Here is an 18,470-nt window from a genome sequence, read left to right on the forward strand (position 1 = left end):
CGGTACCGTGGTCCTTAACGCCGATGGCACCGTGACCTATACCCCAGCACCTGATTTCCATGGCAGCGACAGTTTCACCTACACCGTTACCTCGGGCGGCGTCACCGAAACGACAACGGTAAGTATCACCGTCAATGCTCTAATTACAGGAAACAATAATGTTGACCTCACAGTCGATGATGCCAATACCCAAGGCACAGCGACCGACAGTGACAGTTCAGCCCTGAGCTTCACAGCAGGGGCTTACGATGTTACTGGCTTTGCCTTCGGCAACATTGGCGATATTAATATTAGCGGCCTTGATGCAAGCGTTAGCTGGAGCTTAGATGGAGCGGGCAACTTGATCGGCAGCATAGGTGGTAATCCTGTGCTTCAGCTTAGCCTGTCTGGCAGCACGATCAGCGCTGGCTCAACAGGCTCAGTGACTGTCACTGTGACCCTACTGGATAACTTGCCTCATGGTACTAATGTAGATGAACTCATCATTAATGGCATAACAGTAGTAGCAACAGATGCATCTAATGCAACTGCCACAGGTTCTGTTTCAGTTAAAGTCATCGATGATGGCGTAACACTCGATCCGCTAGACTTGGCAGGAAAGAATGCCGAAGGTATCTACAATGGAGTTATTAATGTAGATGGTGCCGATCAGGACTTTAGTGCCGATCTCTCAGGCAATATTTCTGGAACCGGTACCTTCTCAGACTCTGGCATTACAGCAGGTGGCCTGACGGTATTCTACTATGTCGATCCAGCCAACCCAGGAATATTGATTGCCTACTCTGATACCAGCGGAACACCTTCGGCCTATGATTCAGGCAATAGCGCGCAATCGGTAATCTTTACTCTAGCTATCGACCCTAATAGCGATAGCTATCTGTTAGATTTAAAACAAGCTATTGATGAACTGAGCAGTGTTACAGTGGCCAACATGAGTGGCGGTAAAGGCGGTAATACACCAGCGGTTTACGTCACCTTCGACGGCACTAACTACATCATAGATAACGATATCAATGATGTTGATCCTAGCAATGCAATGGTGTTCACTCTAACCTCTACCTCTGGCAACATTTCCAGTACGGTGAACGGTAACACTAACGGTTTCGGTGTCGCGAATGCATTCGTTGATCAAGGCGAAGTCATGATCATTGATTATGCCAACAACGTGGCCTCTGCCTCTATCGCCTTTGACGGAGCAACCTACGTACATTTCAAGGCATATGACGCCAATGGTAATCTGCTCGGTGAAGGTGATGTCACTAGCGGTCAAACCATAGGTAACCTAGGCGAGATAAGCTATATCGAAGTCTCAACCAGTGCGCTAGATAATCACGCTAACTTCCAGTTTACTGGGACTTCAGCCGAGAATATTGTCAGCTCTACCGTGGACGTAGATCTCGACTTCGTTGTCGATGTTACCGACAGCGATGGCGATACCTCGACAGGTTCTATCCATGTCGACTTGGATGCACCAGGCAGTACAACTACAGCACCAACGGCATTGACCTCAAACGCAATATCACTGCTAAGCGAAGCCGATCTCTACAAAGATGGTGCTGAGTCAGATATACAGACGTTACGCTTTAAGTCTGGCAGTGAGTCGATTTCAGCTTTCCAGTTTGGCGATACGGACAGCATTCAAGTTTCAGGCGTCAATGCTAAGATAAGCTGGTCATTCAACGATGAAGGGCAGCTCATCGGTACCTTTATGGGTAAAGAGGCTATTCGTCTCACCCTCAATGGTGACCGTATTGAAAGTGGCGAAGAAGGAAGCGTGAGTGTTACTGCCGAACTATTGGCCTCTTTCCCACATAATGTTTCTACCGAAAATCTAGTGATAAGCGGCATTAACGTCGTCGGGGTTGATGCTCTGGGGCAGAAAGCTGCGTCCACTATTACTGTATCTGTCAGTGACTATGCAGAAGCGGTAAATGATAGTATCAGCGGAACAGAAGATCATGACTTGTCAGGTAATCTGCTTACCAATGATATCGATCCCGATGACGAGTTATCTATTGTTAGCTTTAAACTGTCAGGAAAGACATACCAGGCAGATGGCAGCGTCATTGACCTTGCCGAAGGCAAACTGAGTATCCAATCAGATGGTCGCTTTACTTTCGAACCGAATCTACATTGGAGCGGTACGCTACCACAGATTGAATACCTTACCAGTACGGGTGACTCGGCTACTTTTGATCTGAATGTGATTGCCGTCGCCGATGCGCCAATACTAAGCGCCACCACAGGTAACGTCGTTCAAGGCGAAGTGGCCCTGGATATAAACATCGCGCTCGTAGATAAAGATGGTAGTGAGTCACTGACAGATGTCACCATCCAAGGTGTTCCAAGCGGCGTCTCCCTATCAAGCGGTACCCTCAATGCAGATGGAAGCTGGACTGTCGATGTGAATCAACTGGGCAACCTCAGCATCAAGGCTGATGACAACTACAATGGCGATTTGGAATTTACATTAACTATCAAGGCCAGCTCGGTTGAACAAAGCAACCATGATAGTGCCTCTAGCCAGACGCTGCTGGATGTTTCACTGAGAAACTATCACTATGACAACGGCACTGATGGCGATAATGTGATCAATGGTGGCCAAGACAATGATGTCATCGTAAGTGATACAACTGGCATCCAGGTAATACAGGGCGAAAACTACAACGTTGCCTTTATCCTAGATTCATCTGGAAGCATGGGATCGAATCGAATCGACTCAGCTAAGGAGCAGCTGCTGCAAGTCTTCAATACACTGAAGGCCAGCGTTGGTGGTGCGACTTCCGGTACAGTAAACGTATTACTCGTCGACTTTAATAGCGGCACTAAGGCACATGTGGCCGTAAACCTAGCCGATTCAGATGCTATCTCTAAGCTCTCCAGCGTACTGGCCGAAATCTCCAGCGACAATGGTAGAACTAACTATGAGGCAGCATTTGAAACAGTAATCGATTGGTTCTCTCATGGTTCGGCAGCGTCAAATACAGGTACTAACCTGACCTACTTCATCACCGATGGTGAAACCAACAACTACAACGTTGATGCCGATCCTGAAGATGTGTGGGTTTATAACTCAAGACACAGTGGTGGTGACAGAACACTGGGAGATCTATTGGATCAGTATGTTCCTGGCGAAGAACTTAAACACAATGGCAAGGTTATTGTCGATGAATACGGCAACATTAACTACTGGTATAGAGACGATGGTTCATGGAAGCATTATCAAACCGGTAGCATAAAAGTCGACGAAAATGGCGACTACTATGTCGCGAAAATAGCCTCAGGTTACAGTGATGGTAATGGCACAGACGTCACCGCAGAGTCTGAAGCACAGGTAGCCTTCCAGGTGCTCAACACCCTATCTAATGTTGAAGCTATCGGCATAGGTAACGGTATTAGCCTTAATAAGCTTACCCCTTATGATTCAGATGGTAACGTAGCCACCAATATCAATATCAGCGATCTGGCGAGTATCATCTTAGGCTCGAAGCAGATGCTGCTTCAGGGTGATGACACGGTTAACGCTGGTGAAGGCAATGATATCGTCTTTGGCGATCTCGTACAGTTTGATGGCATCGACGGCCAAGGCTATGCGGCGCTGCAAAAATATGTAGCATTGCAATTGGGTGAAGACACTTCAACCGTCACCATACAAGATGTTCACGAATTCGTGGCGGCCAACCCAGCCCTGTTAGATACCTCTCGCGACAATGATGGCGACGACATTCTTGCCGGCAACCAAGGAGATGATATCCTCTTCGGTCAAGGCGGTGATGATGAGCTTCATGGTGGTAGTGGCGATGATCTATTGCTTGGCGGCATGGGAACCGATGAGCTCATCGGCGGTGCTGGCGAAGATATCCTCATCGGCGGCTTGGGCGACGACACCTTAACTGGTGGCAGTGGTAAAGCCGATAGCGAAACGGACACCTTCGTCTGGCAGCAAGGCGATACTGGCACAGACCACATTACCGATTTCAATATCAATCAAGATAAGCTGGATCTGAGCGATCTGCTCCAAGGCGAAAATGCCGGGAATTTAGAAAATTACCTGCACTTCACCGTGGACAATGGCTCAACCACAATTGAAATCGATGCCAATAATGACGGCCATGTGGATCAAACGATAGTGCTCGACGGTGTCGATTTAAGCTACCTAGGCACAACTGATGGCCAGATCATTAATGGCTTGCTGGGCAATGACGGTAACGGAGCGCTGATAGTGGATAACGCCAGCTCAACTGAGTCGGCCTCGAGCTTCGCCGTTCCTGCAACTCATGATGACGACGGACAGATCCAGCATCTAATACCTTAAACCCGTCAATAACAAATGACACCAACTAGTTTCCAGCTAATTGGTGTCATTTTTACTTTTGTTATGTTTTGGTATTACTTCTATAATTGTTCTACGATAATTTTTTAATAAAATCTTAAGGATAAGTTTTTAAGGTGCAAGCTTCAGCGTCTCCAAAAACTGAACAATGGACAGTTTCAGCCTCCCAAAGAGTGACTGTCGATCCCTTGTTAGACAGTTTAGTTTTATTGACCGAATACTTCGGCAGTCCTTGCTCCAGCGAATCTTTAGCCGCTGGTCTTCCGCTGTCAGGTAGTATTTTGACACCCGAACTTGTCCCCCAGGCTGCGAGTCGAGCAGGCCTAGCGGCTAAACTCACCCGTAAAGGGCTCGATCAGATCTCCCCAATCCTGCTGCCTTGCATCTTGCTACTCAAAGACAAAAATGCCTGTTTGCTGCGCGAGATCGATATAGACAAAGACAGAGCGGTGATCCAACTGCCTGAAACCGGGGGAGAGGAAGAGCTCACCATAGAGTCACTCGAAGCCATGTATGTGGGTTATCTGTTCCTGGTTAAGCAGCAATATCGCGGTGACATGGGCCTAGATCTGCATCTACACGACAGTCGCACCCATTGGCTACTGCAAACCTTAAAGGATTCAGCCCCCATCTACCGGGATGCCCTGATCGCCTCGGTACTGGTTAACCTCTTTGCCCTCGTTTCACCACTGTTCATCATGAATGTCTATGACAAGGTGGTGCCCAACCTGGCATTTGAGTCCCTGTGGGTACTGGCTATCGGTGCGGGTATAGCCTATATCTTCGACCTCGTCATGCGACAGCTTAGGGCCTACCTTATCGACGTTGCCGGTAAAAAAGTCGATATCATAGTGTCATCACGCCTGTTTGCTAAGGCAATCGGCATTCCTCTTGAGAAACGCTCTCCCAGCGTCGGCGGCATGGCCAGACAGCTCGGGGAGTTTGATAGCATCCGGGACATCTTAACCTCGGCAACCATCACCACTTTGGTCGATCTTCCTTTTGCTATTTTCTTCATGATCATCATCTATATAGTCGCCGGCGACCTGGCCATTATTCCACTTATCGGCGGGACTATTATCATTATCTACACCCTGATCATGCAGCCTAAGCTCAAAGCCGCTATCGAAGAGAGCAACAAATTTTCCGGACTAAAACATGGTCACCTTATTGAATCCCTCGCCTCTATCGAATCGATAAAATCCAGTGGAGCCGAAGGCTTAGTCCAAAAAAGCTGGCAGCAGATGATCGGCCACACGGCTAACTGGCAGCTAAAAGTGAAAAAGATCTCAACCTCTGTCACTAACGTCGCCAACTTTACGGTACAGCTATCGGTTGTATGTGTGGTGATACTCGGTGTTTATCGCGTCGCCGACAATGAGATCTCCATGGGGGGAATTATCGCGGCGGTGATCCTGTCGAGCCGGGCGATCTCGCCCATGGCACAACTAGCCAATCTCATGACTCGCGGCAATCACACCGCCAGCGCTTTACGCCAGCTAGACCAGATCATGACTCAAGAAGATGAGTTTGAGAATAAAGGTCATTTGGTCAGTAAGCAGCGCCTGATGGGGCAGATTAATGCCGACCATATCAGCTTTAACTACCCAGGTTCAGAGCGTCCGGTGCTGCATCCTATGTCTTTGTCGATAGCACCAGGGGAACGTATCGCCATCATAGGTCGCAACGGCTCAGGCAAGAGTACTCTAGCTAAGCTGCTTGTCGGTCTGTACCAGCCAACCAAAGGCAGCCTGCGTTATGACGGTCTGGATTCGGCACAGATCCACCCAACGGATCTGCGTAGAAACTTTGGTTACCTGCCTCAGGACATTACCCTATTTCATGGTTCGATCCGCGATAACATCTTGTTTGGCACCCGTCAGGTGACCGAGCATCAACTTATCCGCGCCGTGCAATTGTCGGGCGTCAATCAGTTCACCGATATCGAAACCGAAGGCCTCGATCAACAGGTCGGCGAAGGTGGACAAGCACTCAGTCGCGGGCAGCGGCAAACTATCGCCCTGGCAAGAGCCACTTTAAACGATCCACCGGTATTGTTAATGGATGAGCCAACGGCTAGTTTGGATGCCAGAGCCGAGAAGCAGTTTATCCGTGCCATGCGCAATGTCTCCAAGGAGCGCACCTTACTACTTATCACACATAAGATGCATCTGCTGAATCTAGTTGATCGCATCATAGTGCTTGACCGAGGCCATCTGGTCGCCGACGGTCCTAAAGATCAGGTGCTCAACCAGCTCGCCAAAGGCCTGCTGTCTGGAGGGCCAAAGAGTGAGTAAGCACTTAACGACCCATGATCTCGAGATGGTCGATGACGTCTATGGCGCCATGATGACAGATGCGCCTACCAGTCACAGGCTGATCATCTGGGCACTTACCGCCCTCGCCTTCAGCTTTTTGCTTTGGGCCTATTTTGCCGAGCTCGACCGAGTAACCACAGGAACGGGTAAGGTGATTCCCTCATCTCAAGTGCAGGTGATCCAAAGTTTGGATGGCGGCATCATGCAGGATCTCTATGTACACGAAGGCATGGTGGTCACTAAGGGCCAGCCCTTGGTGCGAATCGATGATACGCGTTTTCGTTCAGACTTCGCCCAGCAAGAACAAGAGGTATACAGCCTACAAGCTAACGTGATTCGCCTGCGCGCCGAGCTTAACAGCATCACTATTTCAGATGTGGCTACCGATTGGCGCGAACAGGTCAAGATCGTCAAACAACCACTGCAGTTTCCTCAGTCACTGATCGACAGCGAGCCTGACTTAATCGCGCGCCAAAAAGATGAATACGCGGGCCGATTGGACAATCTAAGCAATCAGCTAGAAATCCTTGCGCGGCAGATCCAGCAGAAACAGCAAGAAACTGAAGAGCTCGCCTCAAAAATTAGCACCTTGACCACCAGTTTCCAGCTAGTGACCCGAGAGTTGGAGCTCACACGCCCCTTGGCAGATAAAGGCATAGTGCCCGAAGTGGAGCTGCTTAAGCTCGAGCGTATCGTCAACGACATTCGTGGCGAGTTAAGCTCGGTCAGACTGCTCAGGCCTAAGGTGAAAGCCTCACAGGATGAAGCGATTCTGAAGCGTCGAGAAGCGGTATTTGTCTATGCCGCCGAGGTGCGAACTCAGCTAAACGAGATGCAAACCCGTCTGTCTCGTATGAGCGAGGCTCAGGTCGGTGCACGCGATAAGGTCAGCAAGGCCGAAATTGTTTCACCGGTCAATGGCACCATTAAAACAATCCATATGAATACCTTGGGGGGAGTTGTACAGCCGGGAATCGACATCATAGAGATAGTCCCGTCTGAAGACCAACTACTGATCGAAACCAAGATTCTTCCAAAAGATATTGCGTTTTTACATCCTGGCTTACCCGCCGTTGTCAAAGTCACCGCCTACGACTTCACTCGTTATGGAGGCCTCAACGGCGTTGTGGAGCACATTAGTGCCGATACAACACAGGACGAAGAAGGAAACAGTTTCTATCTTGTAAGGGTTAGAACTGAACTATCAAGTTTGACGAAAGAGGATGGCACCCAGATGCCCATCATACCAGGCATGTTAACCTCGGTAGATGTGATCACTGGGCAAAGATCCGTTCTAGAGTACATACTTAATCCAATTTTGAGAGCAAGAGACACTGCTCTGCGTGAACGATAAGTTCACAACAATAACCAGGGGGGTTAACCAAATGAGTAAGCAAACCATACATCAACTAAAGCGCAGTGCCATGGCACTCGCTGTTAGTGCGATGTTGATACCTGGGGCAGCTTCTAGCCAAACGCTGGAACAGGCTGTTGCCCATACGCTGGATACCAATCCAGATATTCGCATCGCGTTCAATCGCTTTAAAGCAAGAGAAGAACAGGTCAACCAAGCGAGAGCTGGTTATATGCCAAGTATCGACATCAGCGGTGGTTACGGTTGGGAGCAGACCAACAGTCCATCGACCAGACGTCGTGCAGGACAGGGCGATGTGGACGATGATGGTGTTATCGAATTAATGCGTGGTGAAGTCGGATTCAGCATCAAGCAGATGATATTTGACGGCTTTTATACCTCAAGCGAGGTTGATCGTTACAGCTTCGAAGCCAGTGCCGACCAATGGGCGCTATTTGCTGCGGCAGAAGATATTGCCCTAGATGTGGCTAAGGTCTACATCAACTATATTCGTAGCGAACAAGTGCTAACCCTGGCAGAGAAAAACCTACAGAGTCACAAAGACATTTACGAGCAGATCAAGCAACGTACCGACTCAGGTCTGGGCTCAATCGCCGATCTTTCGCAAATAACCGGTCGTCTGGCGCGCGCTAATGCCAACGTGATTGCAGCAAAGAACAACTTCTACGATGCCAAGGCGCAGTTTATTCGTATTGTTGAAAAAGAGCCTGAGAACCTGATCGTTCCTGTGCCTGATGACGACATGCTACCAACGGATCTTTCCGACGGTCTTAAAGTCGCTCAGGAAAACCACCCAATTCTGAAATCCGCTACAAGCGATATTTCAGCAGCGGAGAATGAGCGCTCTTCGGCCAAGTCCAACTACTATCCAAAGCTATCATTAGAGCTTGGCGGTAACTGGAACGACAACATAGACGGTGAAGATGGTTACTCAGTTTTTGCTAACCAAAATGTCGGCGGCCACAGCAATGACCTCGTCGCCATGGTACGCGTTAAGTACAACCTATTTGCAGGTGGTAAAGATCTGGCCCGCGAAAAAGAAGCGGCTTACAAAGTAGGTGAAGCAAAAGAGATCCGCCAACGTGCCTACCGCCAAGTTGTCGAAGGGGTTAACCTAGCCTGGAATGCCTACGAAATGCTTGAGCCGCAAAAGCTGTATATTCGCGATCATGTCATTGCAGCAAAAGATACCCAAGTCGCCTACAGTCAGCAGTTCAATCTGGGCCAACGCACCTTATTGGATTTGCTGGATACTGAAAACGAACTGTTTGAAGCGCGTAAGGATTATCTCGATGCCGAATATGACGAAATTCTTTCTGAATATCGCATCCTTAACGCGACAGGTAGACTACTGGAATCACTTCGTGTGACTCGCCCCGATGTCTGGAAAGGTGAGCGCGAATACGAAGGGGGAGTGAAATAATGAAAGCTTTACTGATTATTATAAGCCTTGCCTTACTTGGCGGTTGTGGTTCTCGTGACATAGTCACCATGGACAGTCCGACCAATCAGGTATTCGATCTTAACGACAATGATAAAGATGGTGTCATCGTAGCGCGTGAGCGTTGCAACGATACTGTCTTAGGCGCCACCATAGACAACTATGGTTGCGGTAAAATTAAACCCATCAATGAGCGTCAAGAACTTAAGATATTGTTTGCCAATGACTCTTTCTATATTGATCCCCAATATTATGATCAAGTAGAAATGGTAGCGACTTTCATGAGACAGTACCCTAGTACTAAGGTCACCATCGAAGGTCACTGCAGTAAAACGGGTAGCTATGAGCATAACCTGACGTTATCACAAAACAGAGCTAACGCGGTGACCTCACTGCTTTCTGAACGTTTTGGTATCGACACCGATCGTTTGACAGCCATTGGTTATAGCTACGACAGACCCGTAGATCCAACTCATACTCAGATGGCACATACCCGCAATCGCCGCGTGATCGCCGAAGTGACGGGTGAAGATACCAAAGCTGATATGAAGTGGCATATCTACACAGTTGATGAACAAGTAAAATAAAAAATAGTCGGAGAAGATGAAGGCAAAATTTGGCAGGCAAAAGCGCTTTCAAAGGGTCTGCCAACTTTGTGTTGTGGCAACGGCCATGGGGTTTTCTTGCCTGTACGCTTCTCCGACACAAACACTCGATGCTGGCTACATAAAATCCACACTAGAGGCTCGCTATGGTGGGCGTGCAGGCATGCGTGTAGACGCCTGGTTTAAGGTGCTGGATGAAGCGCAAGGCTTGAGTGAACAAGAGAAGATCACCAAGGTAAATAACTTTTTCAATCTGTTTAGATTTGTCGACGACATCAAGCTATGGGGTGTCAGCAACTATTGGGCAAGTCCAATGGAGTTCATCGGAGTAAATGGTGGCGATTGCGAAGATTTTTCTATCGCCAAATATTTTACCCTGCTGCAATTGGGTATTCCCGATGACAAGCTGCGTATCACTATGGTCAAGGCAACCTCTGTAAATCAATACCACATGGTATTGGCCTACTATGAGACGCCGGGCTCCATCCCCTTGGTATTGGATAACTTAGACAGACAGATAAAGCCCGCCACGCAAAGGCAAGATTTGATCCCCGTATACAGTTTTAACGGTCGACAATTGTGGCTAAACAAAGAGAAAGGTCGTGGTGTGCTGGCAGGCTCATCTGAACGCCTTGAAAAATGGAATGATCTCAAAAATAGATTAGGTGTTAAACGACTCAATATGCCTATCTTAAGATTGGAGTAGCGAAAACAATGACACTGTTTCGACAGATATACTCACTGCTTTTTGGCCTGTTTTTGGTCGTTGTCATCAGCTTGGCTTATGTGCAATTTACCGAGACACAAAGCTTTTTAACCAAGCAGATGGAGTCTGATCTCAATAACACCAGCCATAGCCTGGGGATCATGCTGGTTCCTGATCTCGAAGCGGGTGACATAGTCGGCGCCGAGACGCTGATCAACGTGATTTTTGAAGGCGGCTACTATCAACAGGTCAAATTGACCTGGCTGGTCGATGGCAAACAGCAGGTATGGGAAAACGATCTGAAAATCGAAGGTGTGCCTCAATGGTTTATCGATTTGGGATTCTTCGAGACCATCAAGCGTGAAAGCACCATCACCTCAGGTTGGATCCAGTTAGCCAAGCTAGAGATCACCGCTCATCCGGGCTTTGGCTATAACGAACTGTGGCGCACCCTAACCAACGCCATCATAGTTATCTCCATTCTGTTTTTGCTTGCCATCATGCTGGCACGTTTCGGCCTCACCTGGATACTACGCCCACTGCATGAGATCGCCGAGCACGCCTCTGAGATCGCTCAGCGCAAGTTTGGCCCAGATATGGCTATCCCCAAGACATCAGAGCTCAAGTCTGTGGTCCAAGCCTTCAATAGCATGTCTCATCAGCTCAAGCAGATCTTTAGTTCACTGGATGAAGAGGTAACCGAGTTACGTAAAAAGAACTTGGTCGATCAGGTCTCTAAACTCCCTAATCGTCAGTATATGATGGGGCGCCTCAACAGCTGGCTCAGCGAACCCAACAACGGTTCCTTGATGATGGCCAAGTTCGACTGGTTAGAAGAGGTACACAGTAAGTATGGTTACCAGGTACGTGACGAAACCATACGTCTACTATCAGAAAAGATGCAAGCGCAACTCGACGATGTCGCTCCCTCTGTCATTGCGCGTATTGCCGCCTATGAATTTGCCTTTTTGATCACCAGTGCCGAGCAGGAACAGAGCAGCAAATACCTGCACACCCTGATCAGAACCGTCAATCAGGAGATCTCAAAGGCTGGCTGTAAACCTAATGAGCAATTTGCCATAGGTATCGCCCAGCGCACCGATCACATGACGGTATCAGACATCCTGGCGCAGACGGATAACGCCCTGCAAAAGGCAATTGCCGAGAATAAGGTGTTCCACTGGTTTGAGAGCAACGAGAAACAGCTCTACACCCGTGAGCAGTGGCGTGAGCACCTGAGCAAAGCTATCACTGGCAAGAACTTCCAATTCAAGTGGCAGCCTGTCTACCTCAGTGGTAAGGAAGAGGTGGTACAGCGTGAACTCTATTGCCAATTAACGATTGGGGACAAGGAGATACACGCCGGGCAATTTATGCCTTATGTGGAGCTGCTCTCTTTAGGCTCCCTGCTAGACAGATGCCTGATAGAGACCATAGTCGATAACGGCCTGCTGGAGCGTCACTATGAACCTGTGGCCATCAACCTGACCTTTAACAGCCTCAGCGATACCAACTTCCACCAATGGCTGAATAAGTTCCTGCGTAATACCCCTCTGGCGCAACGTATCGTGTTTGATATCCCTGAGGCCGGTGTCTACAGTGATCCCGACGCTTGTCAGGCACTGTGTAACATCATTCGTGATAACGGCGCTCATTTTGGTATCGACCATTTCGGTCGTCAGTTTGGTTCTATGTCTTACCTGCAAAGTTTAAGGCCAAGCTACGTCAAGCTGGATCAATCCTTTGCCTATTATGATGAGAACGAGCACAACAGCGAGCTGTGCCGCGCCTTGGTCAACGTTGCCAGAGGCCTTGAGATCCAAATCATTGTCACAGGCATTCAGGAGCAGCCTCAGCTAGCGCGCTTCGAGCCGCTGAAGACCAATGCCTACATGGGATATATCTATCCGCCCACTCGCGTAGAGCTATAAAACAAAAGAGCCGCTTCATGCGGCTTTTTTTATAACTAAGATAGAAGCATCATTTTGATTTAGATAAAAAAAAGCCCTTCGATTACTCGAAGGGCTTCTCCAAAAGTGGTCGGTGATAGAGGATTCGAACCTCTGACCCTCTGGTCCCAAACCAGATGCGCTACCGGGCTGCGCTAATCACCGAAAATCTTTTTGTACTCAATACCGACTCTAATAAGAATCACTATTTTTGAAAGTGGTCGGTGATAGAGGATTCGAACCTCTGACCCTCTGGTCCCAAACCAGATGCGCTACCGGGCTGCGCTAATCACCGAAACAATGGATATTTTACGAGGTGCCGCCTCTGCTTCACGTTTACTAAATGGCCTAACGGCTACCTGAGTGACTCGTGAAGTCTACTGCAAGAAGAAGTGGGGTGACTGATGGGACTTGAACCCACGACAACCGGAATCACAATCCGGGGCTCTACCAACTGAGCTACAATCACCACTGATATTGACTTCTTTACACTAACTTGGCTTCTTATCCAACTGGTGCACCCAGAAGGATTCGAACCCTCGGCCTCACCCTCCGGAGGGGTGCGCTCTATCCAGCTGAGCTATGGGTGCCTGCCTTGTTAGCGCCGCATATAGTATGGATTATTTTACTGCACGTCTATAGCAAACACGCTTTTTTTTACGCGTTTGCTCAAGTTTTAGCATATTTGAAGCGTTATTAAGCTGACAACGTCAAAATAATGACTTGGTGATGGTGTTTTTTTATGCTATTTATAACCATTACCCCAGATCGTAGCGAAAAATTATAACTACTTGTGATTGGCGGAACCATGTTTAGGGATAAAACAGACCAGCATTCACTTCATGAAGTTGGCCGTTTATACAAAAGGATATCTCGCTTAAAGAGCCTGGCTCGGAAGTACAAGCGATCTGAGATCATCCAGAATACCTTATTGGATATTTCCAACTTGGCTGCTCGCGTAGAGCGCGCCGAAGACTTTTACGCTGGCATTCAAACCAATCTCAACAAACTCCTCCCCGCCGACAACTTTTTTATCGCTATCGCCAACCGTGACACCAACAAGTTAGCGGTGCCCTTCTTTGTCGATGAAAAAGATCAACATCCCAGCCAGCTATATCCCAGCGAAGAGTTATCAGCCACGCTCAATAGCGGTCTTACTGGCTATGTAATGCGCACTCAAGTGCCGCTGCTGTGTGATGATGACAAATTTGAACAACTGCTGGCCGCTGAAGAAATTGTCAGCCGTGGTTCAAGCTGCCACCAATGGTTAGGGGTACCGATTTTCAGTAGCGATCAGACCATAGGAGTGATCGCCGTACAGAGTTATGATCCCAATATCAGTTATGGGGAGATCGAGGTCGAGTTGATGACCTTTATCAGTCAACATATCTCTGGTGTTATTGAGCGGGTTCAATATCAACATAATCTCGAAGCAGCAATTGAGCACAGAACTAAAGAGCTCAGTGTTGCCTATGATAAGCTCAAACAGGAAGTCACCGAGCGACGCCGCGCAGAGAGCCTGCAAAAGTCATTGTTTGAGATCGCCGAGCTGTCAAACTCGACCATGGATCACAACACTTTCTATAGTGAACTGCATCGGGTGCTCAGCCATCTATTGCCAGCCAACAACTGTTATATTGCTCTGTTGGAAGATAATGGCCGCGAATTACATTTTCCTTTTTACGTCTCTCAGCTAAATGTTGGCTCACCGCAAAAGCGCCCTCTTGCAGATGGACTGACCGAATTCATTCTAAAGCATAAACGTCCTCTGTTACTCGATGGCAATGATATCAAGGCCCTGATCAATGCGGGGCAGCTCTATGCTAAAGCGCCAGAGCTTAACAATGCCGAAACGATACATCATTGGATAGGCGTGCCCCTGTTCATTCAGGGAATCGTGAAGGGAGCGCTGACCATCTACAGCTTTACCCCCTCACAAACCTATCAAGAGAAAGATCTGGATCTGCTCACCTTCGTGTCGCAACACATAGCGGCGGCGATCGAGCGTAAATTATCGGCCGAGTCCCTAAAGCAAAGTTACGAACAACTCGAAGAGAAAGTCGCGCAGCGTACCCGCGCCTTAGCCATGCTCAACCAAGATCTGGAAAAAGAGATCGCCCAGCGCCGTAAGGTAGAAAGGCAGCTGGTACATGATGCCAATCACGATACCCTCACAGGACTTCCCAATCGCGCCATGTTCATGGAGCGATTGGCACAGGCGGTCAAACATGTCAGACGCCACGCTAGAGACAGGTTTGCCCTGTTGTTTATCGATCTCGACCGCTTTAAGCTGATCAACGATACTCTGGGGCATCTGCAAGGCGACCGCTTCCTCATTGAGACCGCCCGCCGTCTCAACCTCTGTATCCGCAGCAACGACACCTTAGGCCGGATTGGCGGTGACGAGTTTGTCATTCTCCTCGATAGTATCAACAGCAATAGTGACGCCATCGAAGTCGCCGAGCGCATTCTGGGAGAACTGAGCGAGCCTTACCAATTGTCTAACCAGAACTTTACCTCTGGCGCCAGTATAGGTATCGCGTTTAGTGGCCAAAGCAGTGGCGACACCAGCGAGTCCTTGCTTAAGGATGCCGACGCTGCCATGTACCAGGCAAAGTCCAATGGCAAAGGCTGCTTTGTAGTCTTCGACAACAGCACGACCCATCAACAAAGCCATGACGTCACATTAGAAATCGAACTAAGAGAAGCGATTGCCAAACAGGACTTGGCGCTACAGTACTTTCCTGTCATGACCTTGGCAGAGCAAGAGATTATTGCCTTGGAGCCCAGACTATACTGGCAGCACGAACAATTGGGGAAAATAAAGCAAGATCAGCTCAATAATATTGCCGAGCACTGCAATCTGACCAAGGAGTTAGATCTCTACCTGTTTGATCAGCTTAATGTCGATTACCCCAAACTAATGCTGCAACTCAGTGGCGATGTGCAGCTGCACATCAAGATCGCCAGCCAGCACCTCAAACATAAACATGCGGTGCGCAAACTCAAAAATCGCATTAAACAAAGTTACTTTAACGCCTCCGCCATCTGGCTCTTCTTTAGTGAAAAGGCGTTTGTTGAAGACAGTGACAGCCACATACAGGCCTTTGACATCCTAGATAAGCAGGCGATAAAGCTAGGTCTGTGTGCCTATGGCAGCGCTCATACCGCGCTAAATAGCCTTAGCTTCCTGCCCTTGAGTGGTCTCAAGCTAGATCCCAGCTATATCACCCACCTCAATAATCCACAGCAAAAGAAACTGCTAAAAGCCCATCAGCTAACGGCTTCGGCGCTAGAACTGACGCTATTTGTAGAAGGCGTCAAAACCGATCTGCACAGGCAGCAGCTGGTCAGCCTCGGCTTTGATCAGGGGCAAGGGCAAGCACTGGGCGAGTCTATCGATCCCAGCACCCTACCAGAACAGCAAACGCAAAGCGGCTGCATCTCCGCCTAAGCGATAGCGCCAGCTTGATTGCTTATCCATAGTGAACCGTTATTTTTTCAACATATCCCGTATGTTGGCAATATTGGCACGGCCAGATTGCACTCTTTGCTGCTCGGACTGTGGTGGTTTGCGGTTTTCCCAGATAAGATCATCCTGGGGCAATTCCATCAAGAAACGGCTCGGCTCACAACGCATCACCTCACCAAACTGCCGGCGCTCACGGCAGATCATAAACCATAGCTCCTTCTGAGCGCGGGTTATCCCCACATAGGCAAGGCGGCGCTCCTCCTCGACATTGTCTTCATCTATGCTGGTTTGATGGGGCAAGATGCGCTCCTCCACCCCAACCATGAAGACATAGGGAAACTCCAAGCCTTTAGAAGCATGTAGCGTCATCAGCTGTACCTGATCTCCGGCTTCATCTTCACTGTTACGCTCCATCATGTCTCTGAGCGTAAGCCGAGTCACCACCTCTGGCAGGGTCATCCCTTCATCCAGCTCATCGCCTTCAAGCATCTCGGTTACCCAGCGATAGAGCTCGGAGATATTTTTCATCCGCATCTCGGCGGCCTTGGCACTGGTACTGGTTTCGTACAGGTAATCTTCGTAATTAATGTTACGAATCAGGTGTTTTACCGCTTCTACCGGTTCACCCCGGTTCGCAGCCTCACCGGTGTCGACAATAAACTTACCAAACTCATACAGGGCCGACATGGCCGCCGGCGGCAGATGATGATTCAACTCCGCCTGAAAAATCGCCTCAAACATGGAGATATGTTTCTCGTTGGCGTAATTGCCCAGACGCTCTAGTGTTGCCGGTCCTATACCGCGCTTTGGCAAGTTAACCACTCGCAAAAAGGCGTTGTCATCGTCCGGATTCACCACCAGACGCAGGTAGGCCATGATATCTTTAATCTCGGCGCGGCCGAAAAACGAGGTGCCACCACTTAACTTATAGGGAATACGGTTGGTCATCAGGGCACGCTCAAGCAAGCGTGATTGATGGTTACCTCGATACAAGATGGCATAGTCGCCATACTGGGTCTTGCCAACAAACTTGTGGCGAATCATCTCGGCCACCACACGCTCGGCCTCCTGCTCCTCATTAGCGGCAATCAATACCCGCAGCGGCTCGCCGTAGGCCAACTCACTAAACAGTGACTTGTCGTAAACGTGGGGGTTGTTGGCAATCAGTATGTTGGCCGCTCGCAAAATACGCTGGCTGGAGCGATAGTTCTGTTCAAGCTTAATCAGCTTAAGCCTGGGAAAGTCCTTCCCCAAGAGTACCAGGTTTTGCGGCTTAGCCCCACGCCAAGAGTAGATAGATTGGTCGTCATCTCCCACCACGGTAAAGCGAGCGCGTTCCCCCACCAGCAACTTCACCAGCTCATACTGACTGGTGTTGGTATCTTGATACTCATCCACCAAGAGGTACTGGATCCGTTTCTGCCAACGTTCGCGCACCTCTTGATTGTGTCTCAGTAGCAAAGTCGGCAATAAGATTAGATCGTCGAAATCCAGCGCATTATATGCCTTCATGTGCTGAGCATAACGCTGATAAAGCAGGGCAAACAGCTGAGATTGCTCATCTTTGGCCGTCTTGCGGGCACGCTCAGGGATCACCAGATCCCCTTTCCAATTGGAAATAGCCGTCATCAGCATGCGCAGCAGATCCTTGTCGCCATCGAACTCCTTTTCAGTAAGTTCTTTCAGCAGCGCCAGGGTGTCTTGGTCATCAAATAAAGAGAAACCAGGCTTAAGGCCGACCACCTTATACTCTCGCTTGATGATCTCCAGCCCCAAGGTGTGAAAGGTCGAGATCCACAAGCCTCTGGCCTCCTTGCGCCCCATCGACTGGGCCACACGCTCCTTCATCTCCCGCGCCGCCTTGTTGGTGAAGGTCACCGCCGCAATATTGCGCGCCTGATAACCGCACTTCTGTACCAGATAAGCGATTTTATTGATGATCACACGCGTCTTACCACTCCCTGCGCCAGCAAGCACCAGACAGGGACCAGAAACATAGTGAACAGCATCATTTTGACCGGGATTGAGCTTCATTGAACAAGAGTTACCAAACAAGAGAAATCATAAGATCGGCCAGGGATCATACCAGAATCTTTACCTGGGCTGAGACAAAATATTTATCCAAATACCGCCACCACTTCGAGAATCGCCTTTAACTGAGCCGGCAACACCAAGTAATCCCAACAAGCATTGCTAGCTCAAGGGCAGATCGACATTACATAAGAATGTGCGTCGCTAGGTTTTTAGTTGTCATCCTAGGCGGCTTAGGTA

The 18,470-nt window shown here is 48.9% G+C and carries 9 protein-coding genes and 4 tRNA genes; 8 read left to right on the forward strand and 5 right to left on the reverse strand.

What is annotated here, in order from left to right:
• The 7 genes from L2712_RS16435 to L2712_RS16475 form a co-directional block, all read left to right on the forward strand.
• Window positions 1-4,315: beta strand repeat-containing protein (locus tag L2712_RS16435; RefSeq protein WP_283104899.1), on the forward strand; the 4,315-nt coding region annotated here is incomplete at its 5' end.
• A gap of 134 nt (window positions 4,316-4,449) precedes the next feature.
• A complete protein-coding gene (locus tag L2712_RS16450; RefSeq protein WP_033540548.1) occupies window positions 4,450-6,630 on the forward strand; it encodes a type I secretion system permease/ATPase in 2,181 nt (726 codons plus the stop codon).
• Window positions 6,623-8,005: an HlyD family type I secretion periplasmic adaptor subunit gene (locus tag L2712_RS16455; protein WP_033540549.1), complete on the forward strand. Its 1,383-nt coding sequence runs from the start codon at window positions 6,623-6,625 to the stop codon at window positions 8,003-8,005. The genes L2712_RS16450 and L2712_RS16455 overlap by 8 nt, the downstream gene beginning before the upstream one ends.
• A 31-nt stretch (window positions 8,006-8,036) precedes the next feature.
• A complete protein-coding gene (locus tag L2712_RS16460) occupies window positions 8,037-9,449 on the forward strand; it encodes a TolC family outer membrane protein (RefSeq protein ID WP_033540550.1) in 1,413 nt (470 codons plus the stop codon).
• Window positions 9,449-10,054 (forward strand): OmpA family protein, encoded by a 606-nt coding sequence (locus L2712_RS16465; protein WP_033540551.1) that lies wholly within the window; start codon window positions 9,449-9,451, stop codon window positions 10,052-10,054. Before L2712_RS16460 ends, L2712_RS16465 begins: the two co-directional genes overlap by 1 nt.
• A gap of 85 nt (window positions 10,055-10,139) precedes the next feature.
• Window positions 10,140-10,778: a transglutaminase-like cysteine peptidase gene (locus tag L2712_RS16470; protein ID WP_373681773.1), complete on the forward strand. Its 639-nt coding sequence runs from the start codon at window positions 10,140-10,142 to the stop codon at window positions 10,776-10,778.
• Between the two features lie 8 nt (window positions 10,779-10,786).
• On the forward strand, window positions 10,787-12,709 hold the full coding sequence (locus L2712_RS16475) for a bifunctional diguanylate cyclase/phosphodiesterase (RefSeq protein ID WP_248978410.1): 1,923 nt from the start codon (window positions 10,787-10,789) through the stop codon (window positions 12,707-12,709).
• A gap of 106 nt (window positions 12,710-12,815) precedes the next feature.
• Here L2712_RS16475 and L2712_RS16480 read toward each other — a convergent pair.
• From L2712_RS16480 to L2712_RS16495, 4 genes are all read right to left on the reverse strand, one after another.
• Window positions 12,816-12,892, reverse strand: a tRNA-Pro gene (locus L2712_RS16480).
• 53 nt (window positions 12,893-12,945) lie between these two features.
• Window positions 12,946-13,022 (reverse strand) — tRNA-Pro (locus tag L2712_RS16485).
• Window positions 13,023-13,120: 98 nt separating this feature from the next.
• Window positions 13,121-13,196: transfer RNA gene (locus L2712_RS16490), tRNA-His, on the reverse strand.
• 44 nt (window positions 13,197-13,240) lie between these two features.
• A tRNA-Arg gene (locus L2712_RS16495) sits at window positions 13,241-13,317 on the reverse strand.
• 218 nt (window positions 13,318-13,535) lie between these two features.
• On the opposite strand from L2712_RS16495, the gene L2712_RS16500 reads away from it, so the two are divergent.
• Window positions 13,536-16,181, forward strand: a complete 2,646-nt coding sequence (locus L2712_RS16500) for a sensor domain-containing diguanylate cyclase (protein WP_248978411.1) — start codon at window positions 13,536-13,538, stop codon at window positions 16,179-16,181.
• A 39-nt stretch (window positions 16,182-16,220) separates the two neighbouring features.
• On the opposite strand, the gene rep is transcribed toward L2712_RS16500, so the two are convergent.
• Complete coding sequence (gene rep / locus L2712_RS16505) at window positions 16,221-18,233, reverse strand: DNA helicase Rep (RefSeq protein ID WP_033540555.1); 2,013 nt, start codon at window positions 18,231-18,233, stop codon at window positions 16,221-16,223.
• Between the last annotated feature and the right edge of the window lie 237 nt (window positions 18,234-18,470).

The sequence above is a fragment of the Shewanella marisflavi genome, from assembly GCF_023283925.1.
In the GTDB taxonomy this organism is placed as follows: Bacteria; Pseudomonadota; Gammaproteobacteria; order Enterobacterales; family Shewanellaceae; genus Shewanella; species Shewanella marisflavi.

Coding starts and splice junctions, on each gene's coding strand:
- L2712_RS16460 (WP_033540550.1), top strand. CDS start 8,037: ATGAGTAAGCAAACCATACATCAACTAAAGCGCAGTGCCATGGCACTC.
- L2712_RS16465 (WP_033540551.1), top strand. CDS start 9,449: ATGAAAGCTTTACTGATTATTATAAGCCTTGCCTTACTTGGCGGTTGT.
- L2712_RS16470 (WP_373681773.1), top strand. CDS start 10,140: ATGGGGTTTTCTTGCCTGTACGCTTCTCCGACACAAACACTCGATGCT.
- L2712_RS16475 (WP_248978410.1), top strand. CDS start 10,787: ATGACACTGTTTCGACAGATATACTCACTGCTTTTTGGCCTGTTTTTG.
- L2712_RS16500 (WP_248978411.1), top strand. CDS start 13,536: ATGTTTAGGGATAAAACAGACCAGCATTCACTTCATGAAGTTGGCCGT.
- rep (WP_033540555.1), bottom strand. CDS start 18,233: ATGAAGCTCAATCCCGGTCAAAATGATGCTGTTCACTATGTTTCTGGT.